23 protein-coding genes are annotated in these 19,816 nt (G+C 37.0%); 6 read left to right on the forward strand and 17 right to left on the reverse strand.

Translation table 11 applies throughout. From position 1 onward, the window contains the following. Positions 1-6: 6 nt before the first annotated feature. On the reverse strand, positions 7-687 hold the full coding sequence (locus KYI10_07455) for a metal-dependent hydrolase (protein QYA32222.1): 681 nt from the start codon (positions 685-687) through the stop codon (positions 7-9). 132 nt (positions 688-819) lie between these two features. Here KYI10_07455 and KYI10_07460 point away from each other — a divergent pair, with 132 nt between their 5' ends. After that, complete coding sequence (locus KYI10_07460; protein ID QYA32223.1) at positions 820-1,887, forward strand: Xaa-Pro peptidase family protein; 1,068 nt, start codon at positions 820-822, stop codon at positions 1,885-1,887. Further along, positions 1,884-2,504, forward strand: a complete 621-nt coding sequence (locus KYI10_07465; protein QYA32224.1) for a copper homeostasis protein CutC — start codon at positions 1,884-1,886, stop codon at positions 2,502-2,504. The genes KYI10_07460 and KYI10_07465 overlap by 4 nt, the downstream gene beginning before the upstream one ends. 53 nt (positions 2,505-2,557) lie before the next feature. Here KYI10_07465 and ald read toward each other — a convergent pair whose 3' ends face one another. Next, on the reverse strand, positions 2,558-3,673 hold the full coding sequence (gene ald, locus KYI10_07470; protein ID QYA32225.1) for an alanine dehydrogenase: 1,116 nt from the start codon (positions 3,671-3,673) through the stop codon (positions 2,558-2,560). Between the two features lie 180 nt (positions 3,674-3,853). Here ald and KYI10_07475 point away from each other — a divergent pair, with 180 nt between their 5' ends. After that, complete coding sequence (locus KYI10_07475) at positions 3,854-4,354, forward strand: universal stress protein (GenBank protein ID QYA32226.1); 501 nt, start codon at positions 3,854-3,856, stop codon at positions 4,352-4,354. Between the two features lie 91 nt (positions 4,355-4,445). On the opposite strand, the gene KYI10_07480 is transcribed toward KYI10_07475, so the two are convergent. The 5 genes from KYI10_07480 to sppA all read right to left on the reverse strand — a co-directional run bounded on the left by KYI10_07480 (position 4,446) and on the right by sppA (position 8,842). Further along, positions 4,446-5,642 (reverse strand): acetate kinase, encoded by a 1,197-nt coding sequence (locus KYI10_07480; protein QYA32227.1) that lies wholly within the window; start codon positions 5,640-5,642, stop codon positions 4,446-4,448. A gap of 72 nt (positions 5,643-5,714) precedes the next feature. Then, positions 5,715-6,638: a class I SAM-dependent methyltransferase gene (locus tag KYI10_07485; protein QYA32228.1), complete on the reverse strand. Its 924-nt coding sequence runs from the start codon at positions 6,636-6,638 to the stop codon at positions 5,715-5,717. A gap of 58 nt (positions 6,639-6,696) precedes the next feature. Continuing rightward, positions 6,697-7,194 (reverse strand): thiol peroxidase, encoded by a 498-nt coding sequence (gene tpx, locus KYI10_07490; protein ID QYA32229.1) that lies wholly within the window; start codon positions 7,192-7,194, stop codon positions 6,697-6,699. Positions 7,195-7,267: 73 nt separating this feature from the next. Then, positions 7,268-7,831: an RDD family protein gene (locus tag KYI10_07495; GenBank protein QYA32230.1), complete on the reverse strand. Its 564-nt coding sequence runs from the start codon at positions 7,829-7,831 to the stop codon at positions 7,268-7,270. A 9-nt stretch (positions 7,832-7,840) separates the two neighbouring features. After that, positions 7,841-8,842, reverse strand: a complete 1,002-nt coding sequence (sppA, locus tag KYI10_07500) for a signal peptide peptidase SppA (GenBank protein QYA32231.1) — start codon at positions 8,840-8,842, stop codon at positions 7,841-7,843. A gap of 88 nt (positions 8,843-8,930) precedes the next feature. On the opposite strand from sppA, the gene KYI10_07505 reads away from it, so the two are divergent. Next, on the forward strand, positions 8,931-9,737 hold the full coding sequence (locus KYI10_07505; protein QYA32232.1) for an NAD kinase: 807 nt from the start codon (positions 8,931-8,933) through the stop codon (positions 9,735-9,737). Between the two features lie 83 nt (positions 9,738-9,820). Here KYI10_07505 and KYI10_07510 read toward each other — a convergent pair whose 3' ends face one another. The 5 genes from KYI10_07510 to ezrA all read right to left on the reverse strand — a co-directional run bounded on the left by KYI10_07510 (position 9,821) and on the right by ezrA (position 15,577). Then, positions 9,821-10,591 carry a TSUP family transporter gene (locus tag KYI10_07510; protein ID QYA32233.1) on the reverse strand — a complete coding sequence of 257 codons (771 nt, stop codon included), beginning with the start codon at positions 10,589-10,591 and terminating at the stop codon, positions 9,821-9,823. Positions 10,592-10,643: 52 nt separating this feature from the next. Continuing rightward, positions 10,644-11,447, reverse strand: coding sequence for a glycerophosphodiester phosphodiesterase (locus tag KYI10_07515; protein ID QYA32234.1), 804 nt, complete (start codon positions 11,445-11,447; stop codon positions 10,644-10,646). Positions 11,448-11,458: 11 nt separating this feature from the next. Beyond that, the gene (gene thiI, locus KYI10_07520) at positions 11,459-12,667 is read right to left on the reverse strand and encodes a tRNA uracil 4-sulfurtransferase ThiI (GenBank protein QYA32235.1); all 1,209 of its coding nucleotides are present in this window, start codon (positions 12,665-12,667) and stop codon (positions 11,459-11,461) included. Continuing rightward, on the reverse strand, positions 12,657-13,796 hold the full coding sequence (locus tag KYI10_07525; GenBank protein ID QYA32236.1) for a cysteine desulfurase family protein: 1,140 nt from the start codon (positions 13,794-13,796) through the stop codon (positions 12,657-12,659). Before KYI10_07525 ends, thiI begins: the two co-directional genes overlap by 11 nt. 77 nt (positions 13,797-13,873) lie before the next feature. Then, on the reverse strand, positions 13,874-15,577 hold the full coding sequence (gene ezrA / locus KYI10_07530; GenBank protein ID QYA33936.1) for a septation ring formation regulator EzrA: 1,704 nt from the start codon (positions 15,575-15,577) through the stop codon (positions 13,874-13,876). Positions 15,578-15,715: 138 nt separating this feature from the next. Here ezrA and KYI10_07535 point away from each other — a divergent pair, with 138 nt between their 5' ends. Together KYI10_07535 and rpsD are read left to right on the forward strand one after the other, a co-directional pair. Beyond that, complete coding sequence (locus KYI10_07535) at positions 15,716-16,183, forward strand: GAF domain-containing protein (GenBank protein ID QYA32237.1); 468 nt, start codon at positions 15,716-15,718, stop codon at positions 16,181-16,183. 215 nt (positions 16,184-16,398) lie between these two features. Beyond that, entirely contained in the window at positions 16,399-17,001 is a 603-nt protein-coding gene (rpsD, locus tag KYI10_07540) for a 30S ribosomal protein S4 (protein ID QYA32238.1), read from the forward strand. A 288-nt stretch (positions 17,002-17,289) separates the two neighbouring features. Here rpsD and KYI10_07545 read toward each other — a convergent pair whose 3' ends face one another. The 5 genes from KYI10_07545 to KYI10_07565 form a co-directional block, all read right to left on the reverse strand. Beyond that, positions 17,290-17,475, reverse strand: coding sequence for a hypothetical protein (locus KYI10_07545; protein ID QYA32239.1), 186 nt, complete (start codon positions 17,473-17,475; stop codon positions 17,290-17,292). A 386-nt stretch (positions 17,476-17,861) separates the two neighbouring features. Continuing rightward, positions 17,862-18,611, reverse strand: a complete 750-nt coding sequence (locus tag KYI10_07550; protein QYA32240.1) for a CHAP domain-containing protein — start codon at positions 18,609-18,611, stop codon at positions 17,862-17,864. Between the two features lie 55 nt (positions 18,612-18,666). Next, positions 18,667-19,179, reverse strand: a complete 513-nt coding sequence (locus KYI10_07555; GenBank protein ID QYA32241.1) for a phage holin family protein — start codon at positions 19,177-19,179, stop codon at positions 18,667-18,669. 84 nt (positions 19,180-19,263) lie between these two features. Next, positions 19,264-19,434 (reverse strand): hypothetical protein, encoded by a 171-nt coding sequence (locus KYI10_07560; protein QYA32242.1) that lies wholly within the window; start codon positions 19,432-19,434, stop codon positions 19,264-19,266. Then, complete coding sequence (locus KYI10_07565) at positions 19,418-19,816, reverse strand: hypothetical protein (GenBank protein QYA32243.1); 399 nt, start codon at positions 19,814-19,816, stop codon at positions 19,418-19,420. The genes KYI10_07560 and KYI10_07565 overlap by 17 nt, the downstream gene beginning before the upstream one ends.

The raw sequence follows: 19,816 nt of genomic DNA on the forward strand, positions 1-19,816 counted from the left end.
TTATTATTAAATTGAAACAGATTGACCGCTCTGCAATATTTTAACCTTCGTATGTACCTTATCAGCAAACGCATTCACATCAACTTCAATATACGGAAATGTATTGTAATGAATTGGAACAGCAATAGTCGGTTTGATCAATTCATTAATAGCATAAGCTGCATCGTCAATACCCATCGTAAAATTATCGCCGATCGGAACAAAGCAGACATCAGCAGGATGACGCTCTGCGATTAATTTCATATCAGAGAATAATCCAGTGTCACCACAATGGTAAATAACCTTTTCTCCTAGTGTAAAGACCAGACCGCAAGGCATACCTAAATAAATGATGTCACCCGCTTCAGTAATAGAATTACTATGGAATGCCTGCACATATTTTACCTTACCAAAATCAAATGCTACGTTCCCACCGATATTCATCGGATGTGTATTTTCAACACCTTTACCTGCTAAATAATCACAAAGTTCTGGTGTTCCAATTACCTTTGCTCCTGTGCGCTTTGCAATTGCTTCAGTATCTCCTAGATGGTCGCCATGTCCATGTGTAAGTACAATATAATCCACTTCAAGTGTTTCACTATCTAAGTCTGACAGATTATTCCCATTAATAAAAGGATCTACAATGATTTTCTTTCCATTATGTTCGAATGTAATACAAGATTGACCGTGAAAAAAGATTTCCATTATAACACCTCTCTCCTATTGTTAGGTTCTATTATACATGAATTAAAGTGTATTTAAAAAGCCGACACATGAAAATTGAATAATCAATTAATCTAATTTACACTAGTAGTACTATGAAAAAGGAGCAATGATATGAAAAATCTAGAAAAATTGACAGCTTATATGACTGAACAGAATATTACACATGCTTTTATTACAACACCAGAAAATATTAATTACTTCAGTGGCTTCCTTTCTGACCCACACGAACGACTTACGGCTTTATACGTAACGCAGCACGAAGCATCATTAATCGTGCCTGCAATGGAAGTGAACGATGCGATAAATGCGTCAAACTTAAATACAATTGGCTATTCAGATACAGAAGATGCCTTTCAAGTAGCGAAACATCAGCTTGAGATTCCAGATGGAGCTGTGATGTTTATCGAAGAGGAACATGTAACAGTAAAGCGTGAGAAAGCAATTCAGCTGCACTTCAAACCAAGTGCATTACAGTCAATCGATCAGATCATTAAAGACATGCGAAACATTAAATCAGAAGATGAGATCGCTTTATTAAAACAAGCTGCACGCTACGCAGACCAAGCAGTTGAAACCGGAGTAGCAGCATTAAAAATCGGTATTACTGAAGCGGAAGTTGTGCAGATTATTGAAAATGAAATGAAACGTATTGAAGGTATTTCTGATATGAGTTTCAGTACGATGGTACTCTTTGGTGATCACGCAGCAAGTCCACACGGCACACCTGGAGGAAGAACGTTGAATGAGGACGAATATGTACTCTTTGATCTTGGTGTTATATACAAAGGTTATTGTTCTGATATTACACGTACAGTAGCATTCGGTACGCCTCCTCAACTCCATCAAGATATTCACAGTATCGTTACAGAAGCAAATAAACGTGCGATAGCACTTGTAAAGCCCGGTGTACCTATTAAAGACATCGACGCAGCTGCACGTGATTATATCACCTCTAAAGGTTATGGAGACTATTTCCCACACCGTCTAGGTCACGGTCTCGGCATCAGTGTACATGAATTCCCAGATATCTCTTCATCAAATGAAAACACATTACAAGCTGGTATGGTATTTACAATCGAACCCGGTATTTACTATCCTGAAACAGTCGGCGTTCGCGTTGAAGACGATATTCTAGTAACAGAAGATGGATACGAAGTACTCACGAGCTATGTAAAATGACCACATATAATGTCGTCGAAACTTTCCATGATCTATACGAAGCAGTAAATCATGGAGGAACACATATTGTTATCAATCAGACCGGGATGACAGCAAGTTACGGATTCGCAAAAATAGCGATAGAATACTGCCATCCCCTAAACGTCAGAGTATACGCACTCATCAATCCATCATTCCAAAGTTATCGTTACACTTTATTTGATGTCGAAATCATGCGGGAAGATATTAGACAGTTGAATCGGTTGAAGATAGATGGCTTTATATTCGGTGCACTGGACTCTGATAATAACCTTGATATTCCAGTGATGCGGACATTAATTCAAGCTGCTGAATCAACACCAGTGATCATGCATTCTCAATTTGATAAGATTCCGCTCCGCACACAACTAAAAGCGATGGATGCATTAATTGAGATAAATGTATCAGCAATCATCACACATGGGGATGTTTCTTACTTGAAACCTATCGTTGATAATACGCAGCAGCTTGGTCGTCTGTTACGACATTCCAAAGGTAAAATTGAGATTATTCCGGAAGTAGCAGACAGCAATGAATTCACTGAGCTGAAAAAATGGATTCCATTTCAGCATGCATATGGCAGAGAAATCTATCATTAATATACAAAAATCGAGGCCCCCATCAATATGCGGGCCTCGATTTTATTCTTTCATTAATTATTCAACAATGATTTTGCATCAAAGTATTCTAAGCCTTGGTCCTGTGCTACAGCCTCAAAAGTAACATGTCCATCAAGCGTATTGAAACCTTTTAGGATTGCTTCGTTATCTAAAGCTGCTTGCTTATACCCTTTATTTGCAATCTGGATTGCATAAGGAATCGTTGCATTTGATAATGCCATCGTTGATGTGCGTGGTACAGCACCTGGCATATTCGCAACTGAATAATGCACAACATCATGTTTCACGAATGTTGGTTCATCATGCGTTGTGATACGGTCTGAAGTTTCGAAAATACCACCTTGGTCAATTGCAATATCAATGACTACTGAACCTGGGCTCATTGACTTGATCATTTCTTCAGTTACAAGTTTTGGAGCTTTCGCACCTGGAATTAATACTGCGCCAATCACAAGATCACTTTCACGTACACTGTCAGCAATGTTTAATGGTGTAGACATTAAAGTCTGAACTTGATTTCCGAATAAATCATCTAACTGCTGTAAACGTACTGGGCTTAAGTCTAAGATTGTAACTTCAGCACCTAGACCGACTGCCATTTTCGCAGCGTTTGTTCCAGCTTGTCCTCCACCGATAATTGTTACACGACCTTTTTGAACGCCGGGTACACCTGCTAATAAGATTCCTTTACCACCATGAATCTTCTGTAAGAACTGTGCACCGATTTGTGTTGCCATACGACCTGCAACCTCACTCATCGGAGATAATAATGGTAGCCCACCTGTCGGTAACTGAACTGTTTCATACGCTATCCCTACCACTTTATTATCTAATAAAGCTTTCGTTAATGCTGGTTCTGGAGCTAAATGTAAATATGTGAATAAAATTAAGCCTTCTTTAAAATATTTAAATTCAGGCGCTAAAGGTTCTTTAACCTTCATTACCATATCTACATTCCATGCTTCTTCAACTGAACCAATGCGTCCGCCTACTTCGATGTAATCCTCATCTGTGAAGTAAGAACCAAGTCCTGCACCTTTTTCGACGATAACCTCATGTCCGTTATCAACTAATGCATGAACCCCACCAGGTGTCAATGCGACACGATTCTCGTTGTTTTTAATTTCTTTTGGAATACCTATTAACATGTCATACACTCCCCTTAATTTATCCTTACAAGAATATAGTAACATTTACAAATGAAAACGCAATCATTTAATTTAGTAAGAGTATTCAGAATATATAAAATGTTTACAATTCTATTATTACATTCTAAACATTAGTGATATAATAAAAGTGTAATAAAGATCGTAAATGGAGGGATTTTTATGTTAGTGTATAAAAATATCTTAATCGCAGTCGATGGATCAAGTGAAGCGGAATGGGCCTTCAATAAGGCAGTCGAAGTTGCTAAGCGTAATAATGCAACACTCTCAATCATCAATGTTATCGATACAAGAAGCTATGCAAGCGTCGAAGCGTATGACCGCTCTATTTCAGAACGCGCAACACAGTTTGCAGAGTCATTGCTTGATGGCTACAAAAGAGTAGCACAAAGTCGTGGTGTATCAAACGTGGATACTTTAATTGAATACGGTTCACCTAAGACGATTATTCCTAAGAAAATCGCACAAAAATTAGGTGCAGACTTAATCATGTGTGGTTCAACTGGGCTTAATGCGGTTGAACGTTTCATCATCGGATCAGTATCAGAGGCCATCGTACGTCATGCAGAATGTGACGTATTAGTTGTCAGAACTGAAACAATGCCACATAACTTCCAGCCAGAAGTTGCTACGAAAGAACTGCTAGAAGAACATAAACAGTAGAGAAACCCGGGAGTTCATATCATACTCGATAAGGTAATTTATTATTGAAAAGGAAAAAGGTCAGAACAATAGTTCCGACCTTTTTTTCATATTATTTTAAGTTACCGAAAGTCATCGTATCACGTGCGATCATAACTTCTTCATCAGTTGGTATTACCATAACTTTAACTGGTGAATGTGGATAGTTGATAAATGCTTCTTTTCCACGAAGACCCGCATTTAATTTTGGATCCCAGTAAACGCCCATGAATTCTAATCCTTCTAATACACGTGCACGCACGACGTCAGAGTTTTCACCAACACCTGCAGTGAACACGATTGCATCCAGACCTTTCATACGTGTTGCATATGACCCGATGTATTTATGGATACGACTTGCAAATACATCTAGTGCTAAGATGGCACGTTCGTCACCTTCTTCAGCTTTTTGTTCAATGTCACGTAAGTCACTAGAAATCCCTGAAATTCCTAATAATCCAGATTCTTTATTTAATACATTAATAACTTCCTGAGCTGTCTTACCTGTCTTCTCCATCAGGAACGGAATGATTGCAGGATCAAGGTTACCTGAACGTGTTCCCATCGTAACACCAGCAAGTGGTGTGAACCCCATAGATGTATCTACAGATTTACCACCTTCTACTGCAGCGATTGAAGCCCCATTACCGATATGGCAAGTAATAATACGTAATTGTTCAATAGGACGATCTAATAATTCTGCAGCACGTTCTGCTACGAATTTATGGCTCGTACCGTGTGCACCATATTTACGAATACCATAATCTTGATAATATTTGTAAGGTAAGCTGTAAAGAAATGCTTCTTCAGGCATTGTTGTATGGAATGAAGTATCAAAGATTGCTACGTGCGGAATATTTGGTAGCATCTTACGGAATGCACGGATACCCATTAAGTTTGCAGGGTTATGTAATGGTGCTAACTCACATAATTCTTCAATTTGCTTTTCTACTTCATCTGTTACAAGCGCGCTTGTTTCAAAGATGTCTCCACCTTGTACGACACGGTGACCTGTACCATCTAAATCATTAATATCTTGGATGATACCGTGTTTTTTCATTTCATCAAGCATCATATCAACCGCTTGCTCATGATTTTTAATATCTAAAGTTTGAGTAATCTTCTCACCATTGACTGAAATTGTAAAGATTGAATTCGGTAATCCAATTCTTTCTACTAATCCTTTAGTCAATACTTTCTCTTCAGGCATTTCAAATAACTGAAATTTTAAAGATGAACTACCTGCATTAATTGCCATAATTTTTTTCATGGTCTTCCTCCTAAGTAATTGAATACTTATATTTAATCATTATTACAGATTATTATCAAGAATAATACAGAATTATTTGTTACGATTTTCTGAATGCCACACTTCTAATTCATCGATAAATGTCTTCATATTTCTCTCATCTTTGAAATCGGGAATATTTGCAAGTAAAACTTCAACTGCTTTGGATTTTGAACCATTTTTTCGCTCTAATACGAGTAAGCTTTTTCGACGTGCTTCAGTCTTGAACAAACTTGAAGGGAAATTCAAAAAGGCTTGCATTATTGTTTCTGTAGCAACAAATTTTTGTAACTGTTCCACATTGTCACCTTCAAAGAGTTGGGTCGGAACAATTAAAAATGCGAGACCTCCTGGCTTTAGGCTATTTATCGCTTGTTCAATTAATAAATGATGACTAAAACTATGTCCTTCTTTAAATCCGAGTTTCATTTCGTGACTTCTTACATCATTTGGATAGTAGCCTACCGGAAAATCACCAGTAACAACATCGAAATCGCCTTCTGGTAATGGCATAATTGCATCTTGAGGAAAGACATCAAAGGGTATCTCTAAAAAGTTTGCTAAATGGATGCTGAGTCTTGATAATACAGGATCGACTTCTACAAGTACATGGTCAAAAGTCTTGCCTGGATTCTGTTCATGTATTGTAGCCGAGAGATGTCCTGTACCACTCGTAAGATCTAATATCTTAAGCTGTTCATCTTGAACAAACAAATTCATTACATACGCAGTCATATATCCAATACTATCTGGTGTCATCTGGTGATTCGGCTGTATCATCTCTTCTTTCAATAAGCTTAAATAACTGAACTGGAATGCCTTTCTGCGATCAATACTCGTACTTCTTTCAAGTAGATCTCTTTGGTTGATATAAATATCTTCAAGACTTAATCCTAAATTCTCAATAAAACTATGTCCATTTTCTTTTTGGAGTGCTTTCGCCTTACTATCAATAACTTTAAATAATTCTTCTATCATATATGATCCTTTCAAATAAAAACTGCCCCAAATTAAGGGCAGTAGTTAATACGTGTAATTAAATTGATTTTAATGCTTCAATCGCTTTATCATAATCGGGATGATCTGTACCTTCTGGAACAACTTCAGTATAGACTACTTCGTTTGTATCGCTGAGAACAAATACCGAACGTGCAAGTAAACGTAGGTCTTCCATTACGACACCATAGTTCGTACCAAATGATAGGTCTTTATGATCACTTAAAGTAATCACGTTCTCTAATCCTTCTGCTGCACACCATTTTGCCTGAGCAAATGGTAAATCAGCAGAGATAGTTAGAACAACAGCATTATCAATACCTGCTGCTTCTTCATTAAATTTACGTGTTTGTGTACTACATACACCTGTATCAATAGATGGAACAACGCTGATTAATTTCTTCTTACCTTCGTAATCGGCTAATGTTCTTACCGTTAAATCATTTGCTAATACGGAAAAATCCGGAGCTGCCGTCCCAACTGTGACAGGCTCGCCTGATAATTTCATTGGATTGTTCTTAAATGTAACTTGTGCCATTATGATACCTCCTAAATTGTTTTACACTATTAATTTAACATGTTTATAAGAGAAAACGAATTAATTTGACTGATTAAATTCTGATTTCTTGCTTCACAAGCTTTTCTCTTAATAACGCACTCTCTTCCTTAACAACGAGTGTATCACTTAACAGATCATGTATACCACGCTTATTTGGATTAAATAGTATAACGAGATAAAGTAAATAAGCGAAGAAGTTAGAAATATATCGTCCAAAGAATTCTCGGGTAATAACCGTTCCTATAGAAAGTTTGCGGCCATCTTCATGAACTACTTTTAATTTTAAGATCATCTTACCAAGTGTTGCATTAAAGAAATACGTAAGTAAAATAAAATAGCCAAAGTAGATTAATGCACTAAGTACATTATAGACCGAAAAGAGCGGTGTCATAATATACATATCACTTAAACCGTATGATGCATCAAATGGATTTAATGCAATGTTTTTAATCGAACCAATAACGATTAAATCAATGATAAATGCTACAAACCGAATACCAAATCCAGCTTCTGTCGCATGAATTAACTGCTGTGTAAGTTTATCATTCACATTGTGCGAATTCATTGGAACAGCTAAGTCACTTTCAATATGTTGATCATATTTTTCTTCATACATTACATCCACCTACTCCCCATACAAGTACATTGGTTGAATGCCTTGACGTTTACTCAATAATTCTTTTATTGCAGCTACATCGTTCTTGCCCATTAAGTGACCTACAAAAGAATCTGCTGCAAAGAATTTAGAATTAAAGAAGTCATCTGTCACTGAAAATTCAATGACTTCAGCGTTTTTTGCTTTAATTTCTTTCTTCAGTGCATTCATCGCATCTGCCTCAGTGCCTATCTCATCTACAAGATCCAATTTTTGCGCTTGTTGACCCGAATAGATTCTACCGTCAGCAATCTTTTTCACTTGAGCTTTATCCATATGTCTTCCATTACTAATCACATTTACAAAACCTTCATAGCTTTCATCGACAAACTTTTGCAAGATTGCACGTTCTGTTTCATCCATCTCTTTTGTAGGGCTCATAATGTCTTTATGGGGTCCACTCTTAATTGTGTTGAATTTAACCCCGTACTTATCCGCAAGCTCTTTATAATTCATAGATTGCATGATTACGCCTAATGATCCCGTCAACGTTTCTTTAGAAGCATAAATTTTATCAGCTGGTGCTGAAATATAATAACCTCCAGAAGCCGCCGTATTTTTCATCGTTACAAAAACTTTTTTACCTGCTTTTTTGACCGCTTCAATCTTATCGTGAATTTCTGCACTCTCATAAACACCACCACCCGGCGAATTCACAACTAACATCAATGCTTTAATATTACCGTTGTCTTTCACCTCATCTAATGAATCCAGTATCAGCTGGTGATTGTAACTTTCACCCGAGAAGGGCGAAGGCGTCCCCGTGTCCATAATTGTTCCGTCTATTTCAATACGTGCAATTTGATTTGTCGTGTCGCTGCCATCAACAGTAGATGAAGTAAGTCCTTCTTCGTCTAGTGCCTTCATGCTTGAAGCGAAATCTGTAGATAACACGTTTGTGAAGAAGCTTAATGTAGACCCAACAATAAATAATCCTAAAGCCAATAATATTGCTATCACTCTTTTACTCATCGTATCTTCCTTTCAAATATAATAGTTAGACCTTATAATATATAGTATCAAAAATATCTATCAGTGAACAATAAGGAGGGGTAAGAAAATGGAAAAAAGAAATAAAATTTACTTTTTCACAAACAGAGAACCTGCTGGATTAAACTCTAAGGCACAAATTGAAACGTTAATTCAACATTATGACTTTGAAGTAACTGATAATCACCAAACTGCAAATATCATCGCTTCTATCGGTGGTGACGGGGAGTTTCTCCAAGCAGTACGTAAAACAAAATTTCGTCAAGATGCAATATATGTTGGCATTGCGACAGATAATAAGAAACACTTCTATACTGATTTCCATATTGATAATCCAGAACTGCTAAATAAAGCTTTAAATAGCGAGGATGATTCCATCGAAGTACGCAAATATCCTTTGTTAGATGTAAATATTAATAACGAGATGCGCTACTTATGTTTAAATGATTTCTATATTAAATCTTCAATTATTAAATCGATGTCTCTGGACGTATTAATCGATGATCAGAAATTCGAGACATTCCGCGGCGATGGTATGCTGATTTCTACACCAACCGGATCAACTGGATATAGCAAATCACTGGATGGCGCCATTATCGATCCGCTTACACGTTGCTTCCAGATGACTGAAATCGCATCTTTCAACAACAACAACTACAGAACTATTGGTAATGCGATTATTTTAAATGAAGGTCGTAAGCTTTCTTTAATACTAGATAAATTAGAAGACTATTATCCGATAATGGGACTAGATAACGAGGCATTATCCATACAGAATACAGATACAATCGATATTACATTAAGTAAACAGATCATTAAAACTGTCAAAGTGAAAGAAAACTCATTCTGGAATAAAGTTGAGCGCACATTTCTATAAGATATAAAGAACTGCACCGTATAACTACGGTGCAGTTCTTTTTCAGGTCATTTCACATATTTAAAATCATTTGATCGTTCAGACTATTTCATAAAATAATTCTGAACGTAGTCCACAATATTTTTTCCAATCAACAGCACCGTCACTACGATAAAGAGTATACGCACATATGATACACCATGCTTAATCGCAAATTGGCTACCAGTGTAACTTCCCGCTATCATTGCCGCTCCCATACTCAGCCCATACATATAATTTACTTGTCCGAGTGCCATGAATAAGAGCAGAGCTCCTAAGTTGCTTGCAAAGTTAAGAAATTTTGCATTACCTGCTGCTCTTAAGAAATCAAAACCGATGATAAGTAAGGTGAATAGCAGGAAACTTCCTGTCCCTCCCCCTAAGAACCCATCGTAAAAGCCGATAAATGTAATCGCAAAAATAAATAATGCCGACTTTTTCTTATCTAACTTCTTATAGGTCGAAATGCTTCCCCAGTCTTTCTTAAATAGCGTATACACAAGTACCAGACTCAGACAGATGATCGCAATAGGCTTCAGATATTCAGGCGGCATCTTCGTGGCAATAAATGCACCGAGAATCGAACCGAAAAATGATAACGGAAATAATTTACCAACAATATTTAAATCGACTTTCTTCGAACGTAAAAATGATAACGTTGATGTAAATGATCCGAAAGAAGAAGCAAGCTTATTCGTTCCAAGCGCGATGGATGGCGGCATACCAGTTGCAAGTAGAGCGGGAATACTGATGAGTCCGCCACCACCAACAACTGAATCTATAAATGCCGCTAAGAATCCGAAAAATATTAAAATGAGTAATATATTTAAATCCATGTTGCCCTCCTTATAAGTTGCTATGATACACTTTGTGGTGTCCTATAATTAGTTATTCAAATATTTCTCCGTTATCTATTCTAAACTGCTTACGAAGCAGATCAGGGAAATTTGTAAATGCTCCGTCAATACCTGCATTGATTAAGCGTTCCATATCCGCTTCTTTATTGAGCGTATATGGAAAGACTAAATATCCAAGGTCATGCATTCTGCTGATTAATGTTTCATCCAGATCGGCGATACTCGGTCCGACAGCATATACGAATGCATGAATCTGCTTTAAATCTTCATCCGGCATTTCACGCAGCACACCTTTTTTAGCGAGCAGTAAGAGCGGCATATCGGGAACGAGCTGATTCACTTTGATTAAACTTTCTAAACTAAATGACTGTATAACCGTCTGACGATTCTTTAGGCGCGTGTCACTGATCAGGCCGTATGCATCTAGCGTATCGATTAATATTGATTCCATCCCCGGATAGATGTCCGGGGATTTCGTTTCTATATAATAATTTGCATCTTTATAACGTTCAAATATGTCTTTCAGTGTCGGTACAATCTGTTCAGCATAATAGTCTGCCTTTAATTCAGGGAACTTTTCATTGAACCATTTCCCAATTGTCAGCTGTTTAATTTCTTGAAGGGTCATCTCTTTAATAATCCCTGGCGTCAGTGCAGTGCGTTCGATTGATTCATCATGCATGACAATGATTTCTCCATCTAATGTCATATGAACATCGAGCTCAATATAGTCTGCATGCATATCGTAATGACTTTTATCGTACGATGCAAAAGTATGTTCAGGCGCATAACCACTCGCTCCACGATGCGCTATAACGACATTTTTATCAAGCATAAGAACGCCTCCTATAACAGCTCGTCGAATTCTTGTTTCGTATCTGTATGCTTAGAAATTGTTAATGTCTCAATATTCGCGATTGCCTCTTCAATCATCGCATCAAAATCAGTGCCCGCTTCGAAGCTCTCAACCTTATCAAGTCTAGGATTGGTCTTTGGATTTTTCGGTGTGAAGATTGTGCAGCAGTCCTCAAACGGTTGAATCGACGTTTCAAATGTTCCGATTTCCTTTGCTTTAATAATAATCTCATCTTTGTCCAATGTTAGTAACGGACGTAATATTGGTAAATTTGTAACTGCATTTATCGCATACATGCTTCCAAGTGTCTGACTCGCAACTTGTCCTAAATTTTCTCCGTTGACAAGTGCTTTAGCATCAATTTGACGAGCAAATTTATCTGCAATCTTAAGCATCATTCGACGTGTCGACGTCATCGTTAAGTTTTCAGGCACTTTCTTATGAATCATCTTCTGGATGTCTGTAAACGGAACAAGATGCAGTTTAATCTCTCCAGTAGTTTCTGCCATAATCCTTGTGAGATCAATGACCTTCTGTTTCGCTTCTTCACTTGTAAAGGGTGGTGAATGGAAATGAATCGCTTCAATCGTAACCCCGCGCTTCATCACTTCAATTCCAGCGACAGGTGAATCAATACCACCTGATAGCATCAAGAGCGTCTTTCCTCCCGTTCCAACCGGTAGGCCTCCAGCGCCTTTAATCACGCGAGAATATAGATATGCTGCATCACTTCTAATTTCCACGAGCAATTTATAACCTGGTTTTTTAACGTCTACCGTTAAATGTTCGATATTCGATAAGATTTCTCCCCCGAGCTCTTGCTGTAAGGCGAATGTATCATAAGGGAATCCTTTATCCGAACGTTTCGCATCTACCTTAAATGTAACACCCGGTGCGTCAATATCACGCGCAAGCTTCACTGCACTCGATTTTATCTGGTCGATATCTTTCTCTACTTTCACTACCGGACTCACTGAATGTACACCGAATACTTTGCTAATTCGTTTCATAATCTCTTCTACATCAGCATCTTCAGTGACTTCTACGTACATTCTGTCTCTATTGGCATTTACTTTATAACCTGTTAGCGGAATTAGCGCGTATTTAATATTGGATTTAAGCTGATTTACAAATGTATTACGATTACCCGATTTTAATGTTAATTCTCCATATCTGACTAATATATGATCATACTGCATCTTTGATTAACTCCTTCATTTCACGATAGATTTGTTGTAGTACTGTGATGAATCGATTGATATCACTTTGTGTTGTATATTTATCAAATGATACTCTGACACTACCCGCTATGACAGTTTCAGGTACATGGAGCGCATTCAGTGCTTCATTGAACTTTGCTCGCTTTGACGAACAGGCACTCGTCGTCGAAACGCAGATATCTTCTTTCGAAAAGGCATTCACGATGACCTCCCCTTTTACGCCAGGGAAACCGATATTTACTATATGCGGCACACCCTCTTCAAGTGAATTCACATATAATCCCGGAAGTTGCTGCACTGCATGTTCTAGCTGTTCTTTAAAATGCTGCGTGCGTGAGTATAATTCTGTCCTCTCACTTTCGGCAATACGTACTGCGCGACTTAAAGCAACATCATTCGCAACATTCACCGTTCCGCTTCTAAATCCATACTCCTGACCCCCGCCAAATACAGTATGTGTGATGGTCTTCAGTTGATTGAAGACCAGTAAACCCTGACCTTTCAGACCATTGAACTTATGACCACTAAGTACAAAGCTATCCATCGCATCAACTGGAAGTTCGAGCTTCCCAAAAGATTGTACACAATCAACATGAAAATGCACTTTCGGATAATTCTTTAATACTTCTTTGATAGATGTGATCGGTAATATTGCACCCATGACATTATTCACATGCATTAAACAGACTAAAGTCACATCACTGTTTAATAGAGATTTAAAGTGTTCTAAATCTAATCGCCCGTCCTTAAACTCTACATACTTAACTGTGAATCCCTCACTTTCTAGCGCACGTACTGTTTCTAGTACTGAAGGATGCTCTAGATGCGAAGTAATAATCGTCTGTCCGAACGGTTTCTTACTTCTTGCCATACCTGTAATAAGTAGGTTGTTCGATTCAGTGGCACCACTCGTAAAAATAATAGATTGATTCTTAAGCTTCAATATATCTCTTATCTGACTTCTCGCCTGTTCTAATAATTTATTTGTTTCAAGCCCTTTATGATGTGGACTTGATGGATTAAAATAATACTTTTCATTTACCGTATGAAATGTCTTTAACACTTCTGGATCCGGCTTTGTTGTTGCACAATTATCTAAATAGATCATTCTTTCACCTCAATAAGCAAAACCCGGCAAACTTCACATTGAAGTTGGCTCGGGTTTATCATTCGTTTCATTATACTCTATCTGCGCTTTGTATGAAGAATATTTTGCTCGATACGCTCAGTCACTCCTGGTTCTACACGTTCAATCGCCGCCTCAGCAACTTCTACTGCGCGTTTATATCTATTGTTACTAAACAGGCGTTCTGCTTCAATTAACTCTTTATTAACCTCTGAAGAATCTTTGCGATAACGGTTTCCATATTGTATCAGTTTTTCTGCATAAAGCGCATGCTCCAGTACTTCCATCGCTTCTGACTCAAATGTATTCATGGTTGTCAGTACTTTATTCACTTTATCTCTTACTTGCGTTACATTCATTGGACGCTTATTAAAAAGTTGATGCACTTCACGCATCTCAACATCAATTTCATTTTTCATAATAATAAAGCGTTCAGGTACACTTGACAGATTTGAAGCAAGCAGTTTTCTGTACACTTCTTCTTTCTTACATTGAATATGCAATACATTATGCTGCGCTTCCTGCTCATCTTCACGTAAATTCATCAAGTAGTTCTGTATCTTCTCTTGTTTTTCATTGATCACCTTAACATGGGATTCAATATATTTTAGATTGTCCTCAACCTCTGTATAACGAATGCTTGATTTCGCAGTTTCCATCAATATTTCATCATACACTGTTATCAAACTTTGAATCTCATTGTCGTAGCTACGCACATTCTGCACCGCTTCTTCATCAATATAATAGGTATCTTTAACATATTCTATCTCTGTACGAATTATATAGTTCGTATCTTTTGCGTGAAACAGATGATCTGTTATCTCTTCTTTTGTTAATTCTACATTGTTCTTCGCTTTCACTTCAAGTTCAACGAGTTCAACCATTTCATCGATAGCATCATTAATTTCATCGATAATCTCTTCTGCTTTGTCAAGTTCCAGTCTTGCAATCAAGGGCTCAACTAGGTTCAGCTTCCCTTTTAACGTCTGAAGCGTACTGTCTACTTTAACATGTTCAATGTTATAACCTTCAATCTTAAGGTCTCTGCATCCGAACTTAATATCCTGAAATTGTGCAGGTAATTCTTTTTGTACATCACGAATAAGTTCTGGAATTTCTTCCATATCTTCTTTCAGTAGCGACATTTCTTCATGTAAACTATTAATATGCGTATGTGCATCGTCATAATTCCCCTCATCAATGAGCGTCTGATATACATTAATTTGAGGTTCGTACGTTTCGATCTGTGCTTCAAGCGGCTCAGCCGATTCACCATACTGATGACGGTTAGCAAGAACGTCGCGCTTTGACTCTCTATAGATAACCTTACATGCATCATACTTGCGCTTATCATCTTCAGTCTTATTCATAAACGCTTTAATCTCTTCTACAGACTGTCCATACTTTTTCTCTATATGATCAAGCAAGTGGTCCGCTTCTTGAACCTTAGTTTCACTTTCTTTAAATTTAAATTTATCAAGCGCTTCATCCGCATCATTTATAATAAGCTCACAAGTCTTAATATCTTCATTTAATACAGTCTGCCACTCTTTCTTCCACTTCTCGAAGTGCAGCGCAGCCTGACCTTTTAAGTTTAATGATTTTACTTTTACAAGTTCATCTTGAAACGGTAAATGTTTCACTTCATTCTTTCTTGCTTCAATGCTTTCGATATGTGTGCGTCTTTGATTTCTCATATAAAACAGCACACCGACAGCAATCAATATCACTACAATGATTCCAACTATGATATATATCATTATGTAAATTCATTCCCTCCAAAGTACTACTCATCATTATAACGTAAAATGTACTTTTCAAAAACAATTTCTTGTTAATTCTTTATCAAATCAGTTAAACTATTTTTATTCATAAAAATTGATAACTACGGAGGGAATACTATGTTCGATCAAACACCGATTAAAGATTATACGATGCTCGCACAAATGCTGGACGGATTACTCACTGATGAACAGGATAATATCAGCAATCTTGCCAATGCAAGTGCACTTCTTAATACATTTCTACAGGAAGTAAACTGGGTTGGGTTCTATTTGATGAAAGATGGCCAATTACAGTTAGGACCTTTCCAGGGATTACCGGCATGTGTTCAAATTCCGGTTGGAAAAGGTGTATGCGGGAGTGCAGTCAGCGAGCGCAAAACGATGGTTGTCTCTGACGTACATCAGTTCCCTGGTCATATTGCATGTGATGCAAATTCTCAATCAGAAATTGTCGTACCTATTATTAAAGATGGAGAAATATTCGGTGTGCTCGATATCGATGCGCCGATTAAATCTAGATTTACAGAAGAAGATCAAGCAGGTATCGAACAATTCGTAAAGATTCTCGAAAAACATTTATATTAATATTGACTTCTTACACTAAAGTCACTATAATGAAATCTATGTGAATAAACGAAGATAGCAGATAAATATTAATACGCGCTATAGTATCCCCTATGTTGGCGTGTTGTGTAACTGAAGCTATAAGGCGAAGGCACGGAATGATACTATATCGTATTAGGCATTTATCATATTTTTGTTTTTTACATAAAAAACAAAAACAGAGGAGGAGTCACATTATGGCTCGTTTTACAGGTTCAACTTGGAAAAAATCTCGTCGTTTAGGAATTTCTTTAAGCGGCACTGGTAAAGAATTAGAAAGACGCCCTTACGCACCAGGACAACACGGTCCTAACCAACGTAAAAAATTATCTGAGTATGGTTTACAATTACAAGAGAAACAAAAATTACGTTATATGTACGGAATCAACGAACGTCAATTCCGCACAATCTTTGATCGTGCTGGTAAAATGAAAGGTATCCACGGTGCTAACTTCATGGCACTTTTAGCATCTCGTTTAGATGCAGTAGTATACCAATTAGGTTTAGCACGTACACGTCGTCAAGCACGTCAATTAGTTAACCACGGTCACATCATGGTAGATGGCGCTCGCGTAGACATCCCATCATACCAATTAAAACCTGGTCAAGTAATTTCAGTTCGTGAAAAATCACAAAAATTAAACATCATCGCTGAATCAGTTGAGTTATCAAACCACGTTCCTGAATACTTAACATTCGACGCTGAAAAATTAGAAGGTACATTTGTACGCGTTCCAGAACGTAGCGAATTATCTGCTGAAATTAACGAACAATTAATCGTTGAGTACTACTCACGTTAATAAGTTGTTTAACAACTTATTAAAACTAAAACGCTGTAAATCCTTTATTATCAAAGGGTTTCAGCGTTTTTTGTTTGATTTATTCTTAAACACAATTCGTATATTATCGTATATTATCATGCCAAACTGGTGGAACTTTGGTGGAACTTTTTAATAATGCGGGCACAGTAGAAAGCACCTTATCTTAAATGATAGGTGCTTTCGTCTATATAACCGAATTATCAAATATTCGGGTATATGACCGGATTAAAAAAACCCCCACACTCGATATGAGTGTAGGGATATAAACTACTTCTTTTGCTCAAGTGCAATTACATAATTATATAACTTTTCACAAGTGTCTAATGTGAGTCCACCAATATCACGCTGCTCTTTTCTCAACTTACTAATCACTGCTCGACTTACTCCTGTATTTTTTTCAATGGTTGTTCCCTTTATGTCACTTTTTAATAACCATTCTATTTTTTCTCGCATATTTAATCAAATGCAATCTCGTATTTTATTATGATAGTAAGCTTAATAATTTAATAATAATAAACGTAATTAATAATAAACTTATAACTGTTGATGTTTGTCTTCTTGTCATTATCAACACCTCCATATATAATGAGGTAAAGGTTCCCTTTCGGGAAGGCCTTTAACCTTTGAGATAATCAAGCACTGCTACTAATAGCGCTGTCCAGGCGAGTAACGTGTTTGTTTTATCTCTTTTTTCTTGTTCTCGCTCTTTTCTGCGAGAATTACGAGATTGCATTTGTATCACCTCCATATATATAATATATCATCTTTGTAGACGATTGTCAACAATTATTGCAAATAAAAAGCCCTGTACTCGATAATTTGAGTGCAGGGTTGATTTCTTACTTATAAATTTCTCTTACTCTTAATCGTTCGTGCCAGATCCATTCGTTATGGTTATTCCAATAGATACGACACCAACCATCGATTGATTCAAATACATAGACTTGTTCCCCTGCTCCATAACTATAATTGTTAAGGTGGAATTTATACTTTCCTGCGGGACCTGTTCGACGTGCTGACGTTGCTCCTAAATCATCGATAGTTGCCATGTAATAAGCGCCTGTTGACCATTTAAGATTTTTAGGTGGAATGCTACCAACTTTTAGTAATGGTGCTGAATTAACTGATGTTTGATTAACAGTAACTGCTGCTGTTTGTTTGATACATGTACCATCGAAATTAATTCTGATGAAGTAACCGATACCTGAGCAATCGTCCCAACGTAACGCTGCACCTGTATTCGCCATACCGTCCCAATTTTGCTCTAGGATAGTACATCCGTTAAGATTGCCTTTATCATACACGATACCAATGTGACCGTACCTATTATCGAAACGCCCTCTAGTAAACACCGCAACGTCTCCTACTTCTTGTTGAAAATCGGGTGTGTTTCTATATACTGTAGCTTTGCCATTAAATGCGTTATTAGGCGCATCTTTAGCATCTCCCCACATTCTGATACCTGTCGCCCAATAAACGAAGTCTACTGCCAAGTCCATGCACTGCATACCGTAATAGCCATCGAAGTCAATCTTACGTCCTACGTACCAATTTAAACGTTCTCTCATCTGATTATATGTTTTAGCCATAATTATCTCTCCCTCTAATTTCGTATTAAAAAAGACAACCCATAGTGAGCTGTCCTTAATGTATTTCTTCGTTCTTCTCAGCTTGAACCTTAACACTTACGTCAACCTGTCCACCTGGCAAGTCTTTAGAATGTTTAGCTGTAAATTCTTCTTTCACTTCAGTTGTGATTGACTGTTTATCGTTATTGCTTAATATAACGGCTAACTTCTCCGAAATATTGGTCGGGATCAATACGCCCATCTGTGCACAGTTTTCAACAATAGATAGTCCCTCATTTGCGATATAGAACATAATCGTGACGATGACCAATCCACCATTCAATTGAAGTATCTGATCAATCACGTTAGCTAATACGATGATACAGAATACCATCAATTTTCTAGCAAAGCCGAATAATGACTTTCTCGACCATAAGTTCTTGTTATACACCGCTTTAGCGATACCTGTCACGATGTCTACTAGCATCAATATACATAAGAAGTGTAGTAATCTGATATCCCCTCCATATAAATAAATTTTAAGCATCTCTATATTTTCCAAATCCATTCCTCCGATTGTTATCCACATTTTTACCACCTCTTATAATGTTTCTTCTGTCATTTCCTCTACCACTTGACCTCCTGTTTTTATTTATAAAAAAGAAGCTACAGATTATTCTGCAACTTCTTGATTACCGTTTTTAATTTGATCTAATTCTTCTAAAGCATCGTCCAACATTGCTTGAATCATTACTTTATCAGATAACGCTATCATAAGCTGTTGTTGTAGTAATGACACTTCTTTTTCTAAATTACGTTGTGGTTTTTTATTTTGTTGATTCATTATTTTGTCCTCCCGAATTTAATTTATTAGCGTTTATATGGTATTCACTTTTTAAACTAAAATATTTTTCTTCCTCTCCAAAAGGATACTCCCTGCTTTCATAGTAAAAATAGAACTCGATATTAAGTTCATCAACAGAAAAGATGATAATACTCTCATTTTTATAGCTATCTTTTTTAGGCATACTATATATCGTTTTTATCGTTGCATCGAATTCCCCATAACCATTAAAATCAGTCTTCAAGTCAGTTAGAGATAATGAATCATCCAGGTTATTAGATATGAATATTAGGTCTGCTGATTTATATAAATATTTATTCTCCTTATGATTATCATATTGTATATTAATCTTAGCTATTAGTTTTACTTCATTGATTTCCAT

The sequence above is a fragment of the Macrococcus sp. 19Msa1099 genome (assembly GCA_019357535.2).
Lineage (GTDB): Bacteria > Bacillota > Bacilli > Staphylococcales > Staphylococcaceae > Macrococcoides > Macrococcoides psychrotolerans.

What these genes read in the sequence shown, in the direction of transcription:
- KYI10_07455 (QYA32222.1), bottom strand. Translation starts at nt 687, where the DNA reads ATGGAAATCTTTTTTCACGGTCAATCTTGTATTACATTCGAACATAAT.
- KYI10_07460 (QYA32223.1), top strand. Translation starts at nt 820, where the DNA reads ATGAAAAATCTAGAAAAATTGACAGCTTATATGACTGAACAGAATATT.
- KYI10_07465 (QYA32224.1), top strand. Translation starts at nt 1,884, where the DNA reads ATGACCACATATAATGTCGTCGAAACTTTCCATGATCTATACGAAGCA.
- ald (QYA32225.1), bottom strand. Translation starts at nt 3,673, where the DNA reads ATGTTAATAGGTATTCCAAAAGAAATTAAAAACAACGAGAATCGTGTC.
- KYI10_07475 (QYA32226.1), top strand. Translation starts at nt 3,854, where the DNA reads ATGTTAGTGTATAAAAATATCTTAATCGCAGTCGATGGATCAAGTGAA.
- KYI10_07480 (QYA32227.1), bottom strand. Translation starts at nt 5,642, where the DNA reads ATGAAAAAAATTATGGCAATTAATGCAGGTAGTTCATCTTTAAAATTT.
- KYI10_07485 (QYA32228.1), bottom strand. Translation starts at nt 6,638, where the DNA reads ATGATAGAAGAATTATTTAAAGTTATTGATAGTAAGGCGAAAGCACTC.
- tpx (QYA32229.1), bottom strand. Translation starts at nt 7,194, where the DNA reads ATGGCACAAGTTACATTTAAGAACAATCCAATGAAATTATCAGGCGAG.
- KYI10_07495 (QYA32230.1), bottom strand. Translation starts at nt 7,831, where the DNA reads ATGTATGAAGAAAAATATGATCAACATATTGAAAGTGACTTAGCTGTT.
- sppA (QYA32231.1), bottom strand. Translation starts at nt 8,842, where the DNA reads ATGAGTAAAAGAGTGATAGCAATATTATTGGCTTTAGGATTATTTATT.
- KYI10_07505 (QYA32232.1), top strand. Translation starts at nt 8,931, where the DNA reads ATGGAAAAAAGAAATAAAATTTACTTTTTCACAAACAGAGAACCTGCT.
- KYI10_07510 (QYA32233.1), bottom strand. Translation starts at nt 10,591, where the DNA reads ATGGATTTAAATATATTACTCATTTTAATATTTTTCGGATTCTTAGCG.
- KYI10_07515 (QYA32234.1), bottom strand. Translation starts at nt 11,447, where the DNA reads ATGCTTGATAAAAATGTCGTTATAGCGCATCGTGGAGCGAGTGGTTAT.
- thiI (QYA32235.1), bottom strand. Translation starts at nt 12,667, where the DNA reads ATGCAGTATGATCATATATTAGTCAGATATGGAGAATTAACATTAAAA.
- KYI10_07525 (QYA32236.1), bottom strand. Translation starts at nt 13,796, where the DNA reads ATGATCTATTTAGATAATTGTGCAACAACAAAGCCGGATCCAGAAGTG.
- KYI10_07535 (QYA32237.1), top strand. Translation starts at nt 15,716, where the DNA reads ATGTTCGATCAAACACCGATTAAAGATTATACGATGCTCGCACAAATG.
- rpsD (QYA32238.1), top strand. Translation starts at nt 16,399, where the DNA reads ATGGCTCGTTTTACAGGTTCAACTTGGAAAAAATCTCGTCGTTTAGGA.
- KYI10_07545 (QYA32239.1), bottom strand. Translation starts at nt 17,475, where the DNA reads ATGCGAGAAAAAATAGAATGGTTATTAAAAAGTGACATAAAGGGAACA.
- KYI10_07550 (QYA32240.1), bottom strand. Translation starts at nt 18,611, where the DNA reads ATGGCTAAAACATATAATCAGATGAGAGAACGTTTAAATTGGTACGTA.
- KYI10_07555 (QYA32241.1), bottom strand. Translation starts at nt 19,179, where the DNA reads ATGTGGATAACAATCGGAGGAATGGATTTGGAAAATATAGAGATGCTT.
- KYI10_07560 (QYA32242.1), bottom strand. Translation starts at nt 19,434, where the DNA reads ATGAATCAACAAAATAAAAAACCACAACGTAATTTAGAAAAAGAAGTG.
- KYI10_07565 (QYA32243.1), bottom strand. Translation starts at nt 19,816, where the DNA reads ATGGAAATCAATGAAGTAAAACTAATAGCTAAGATTAATATACAATAT.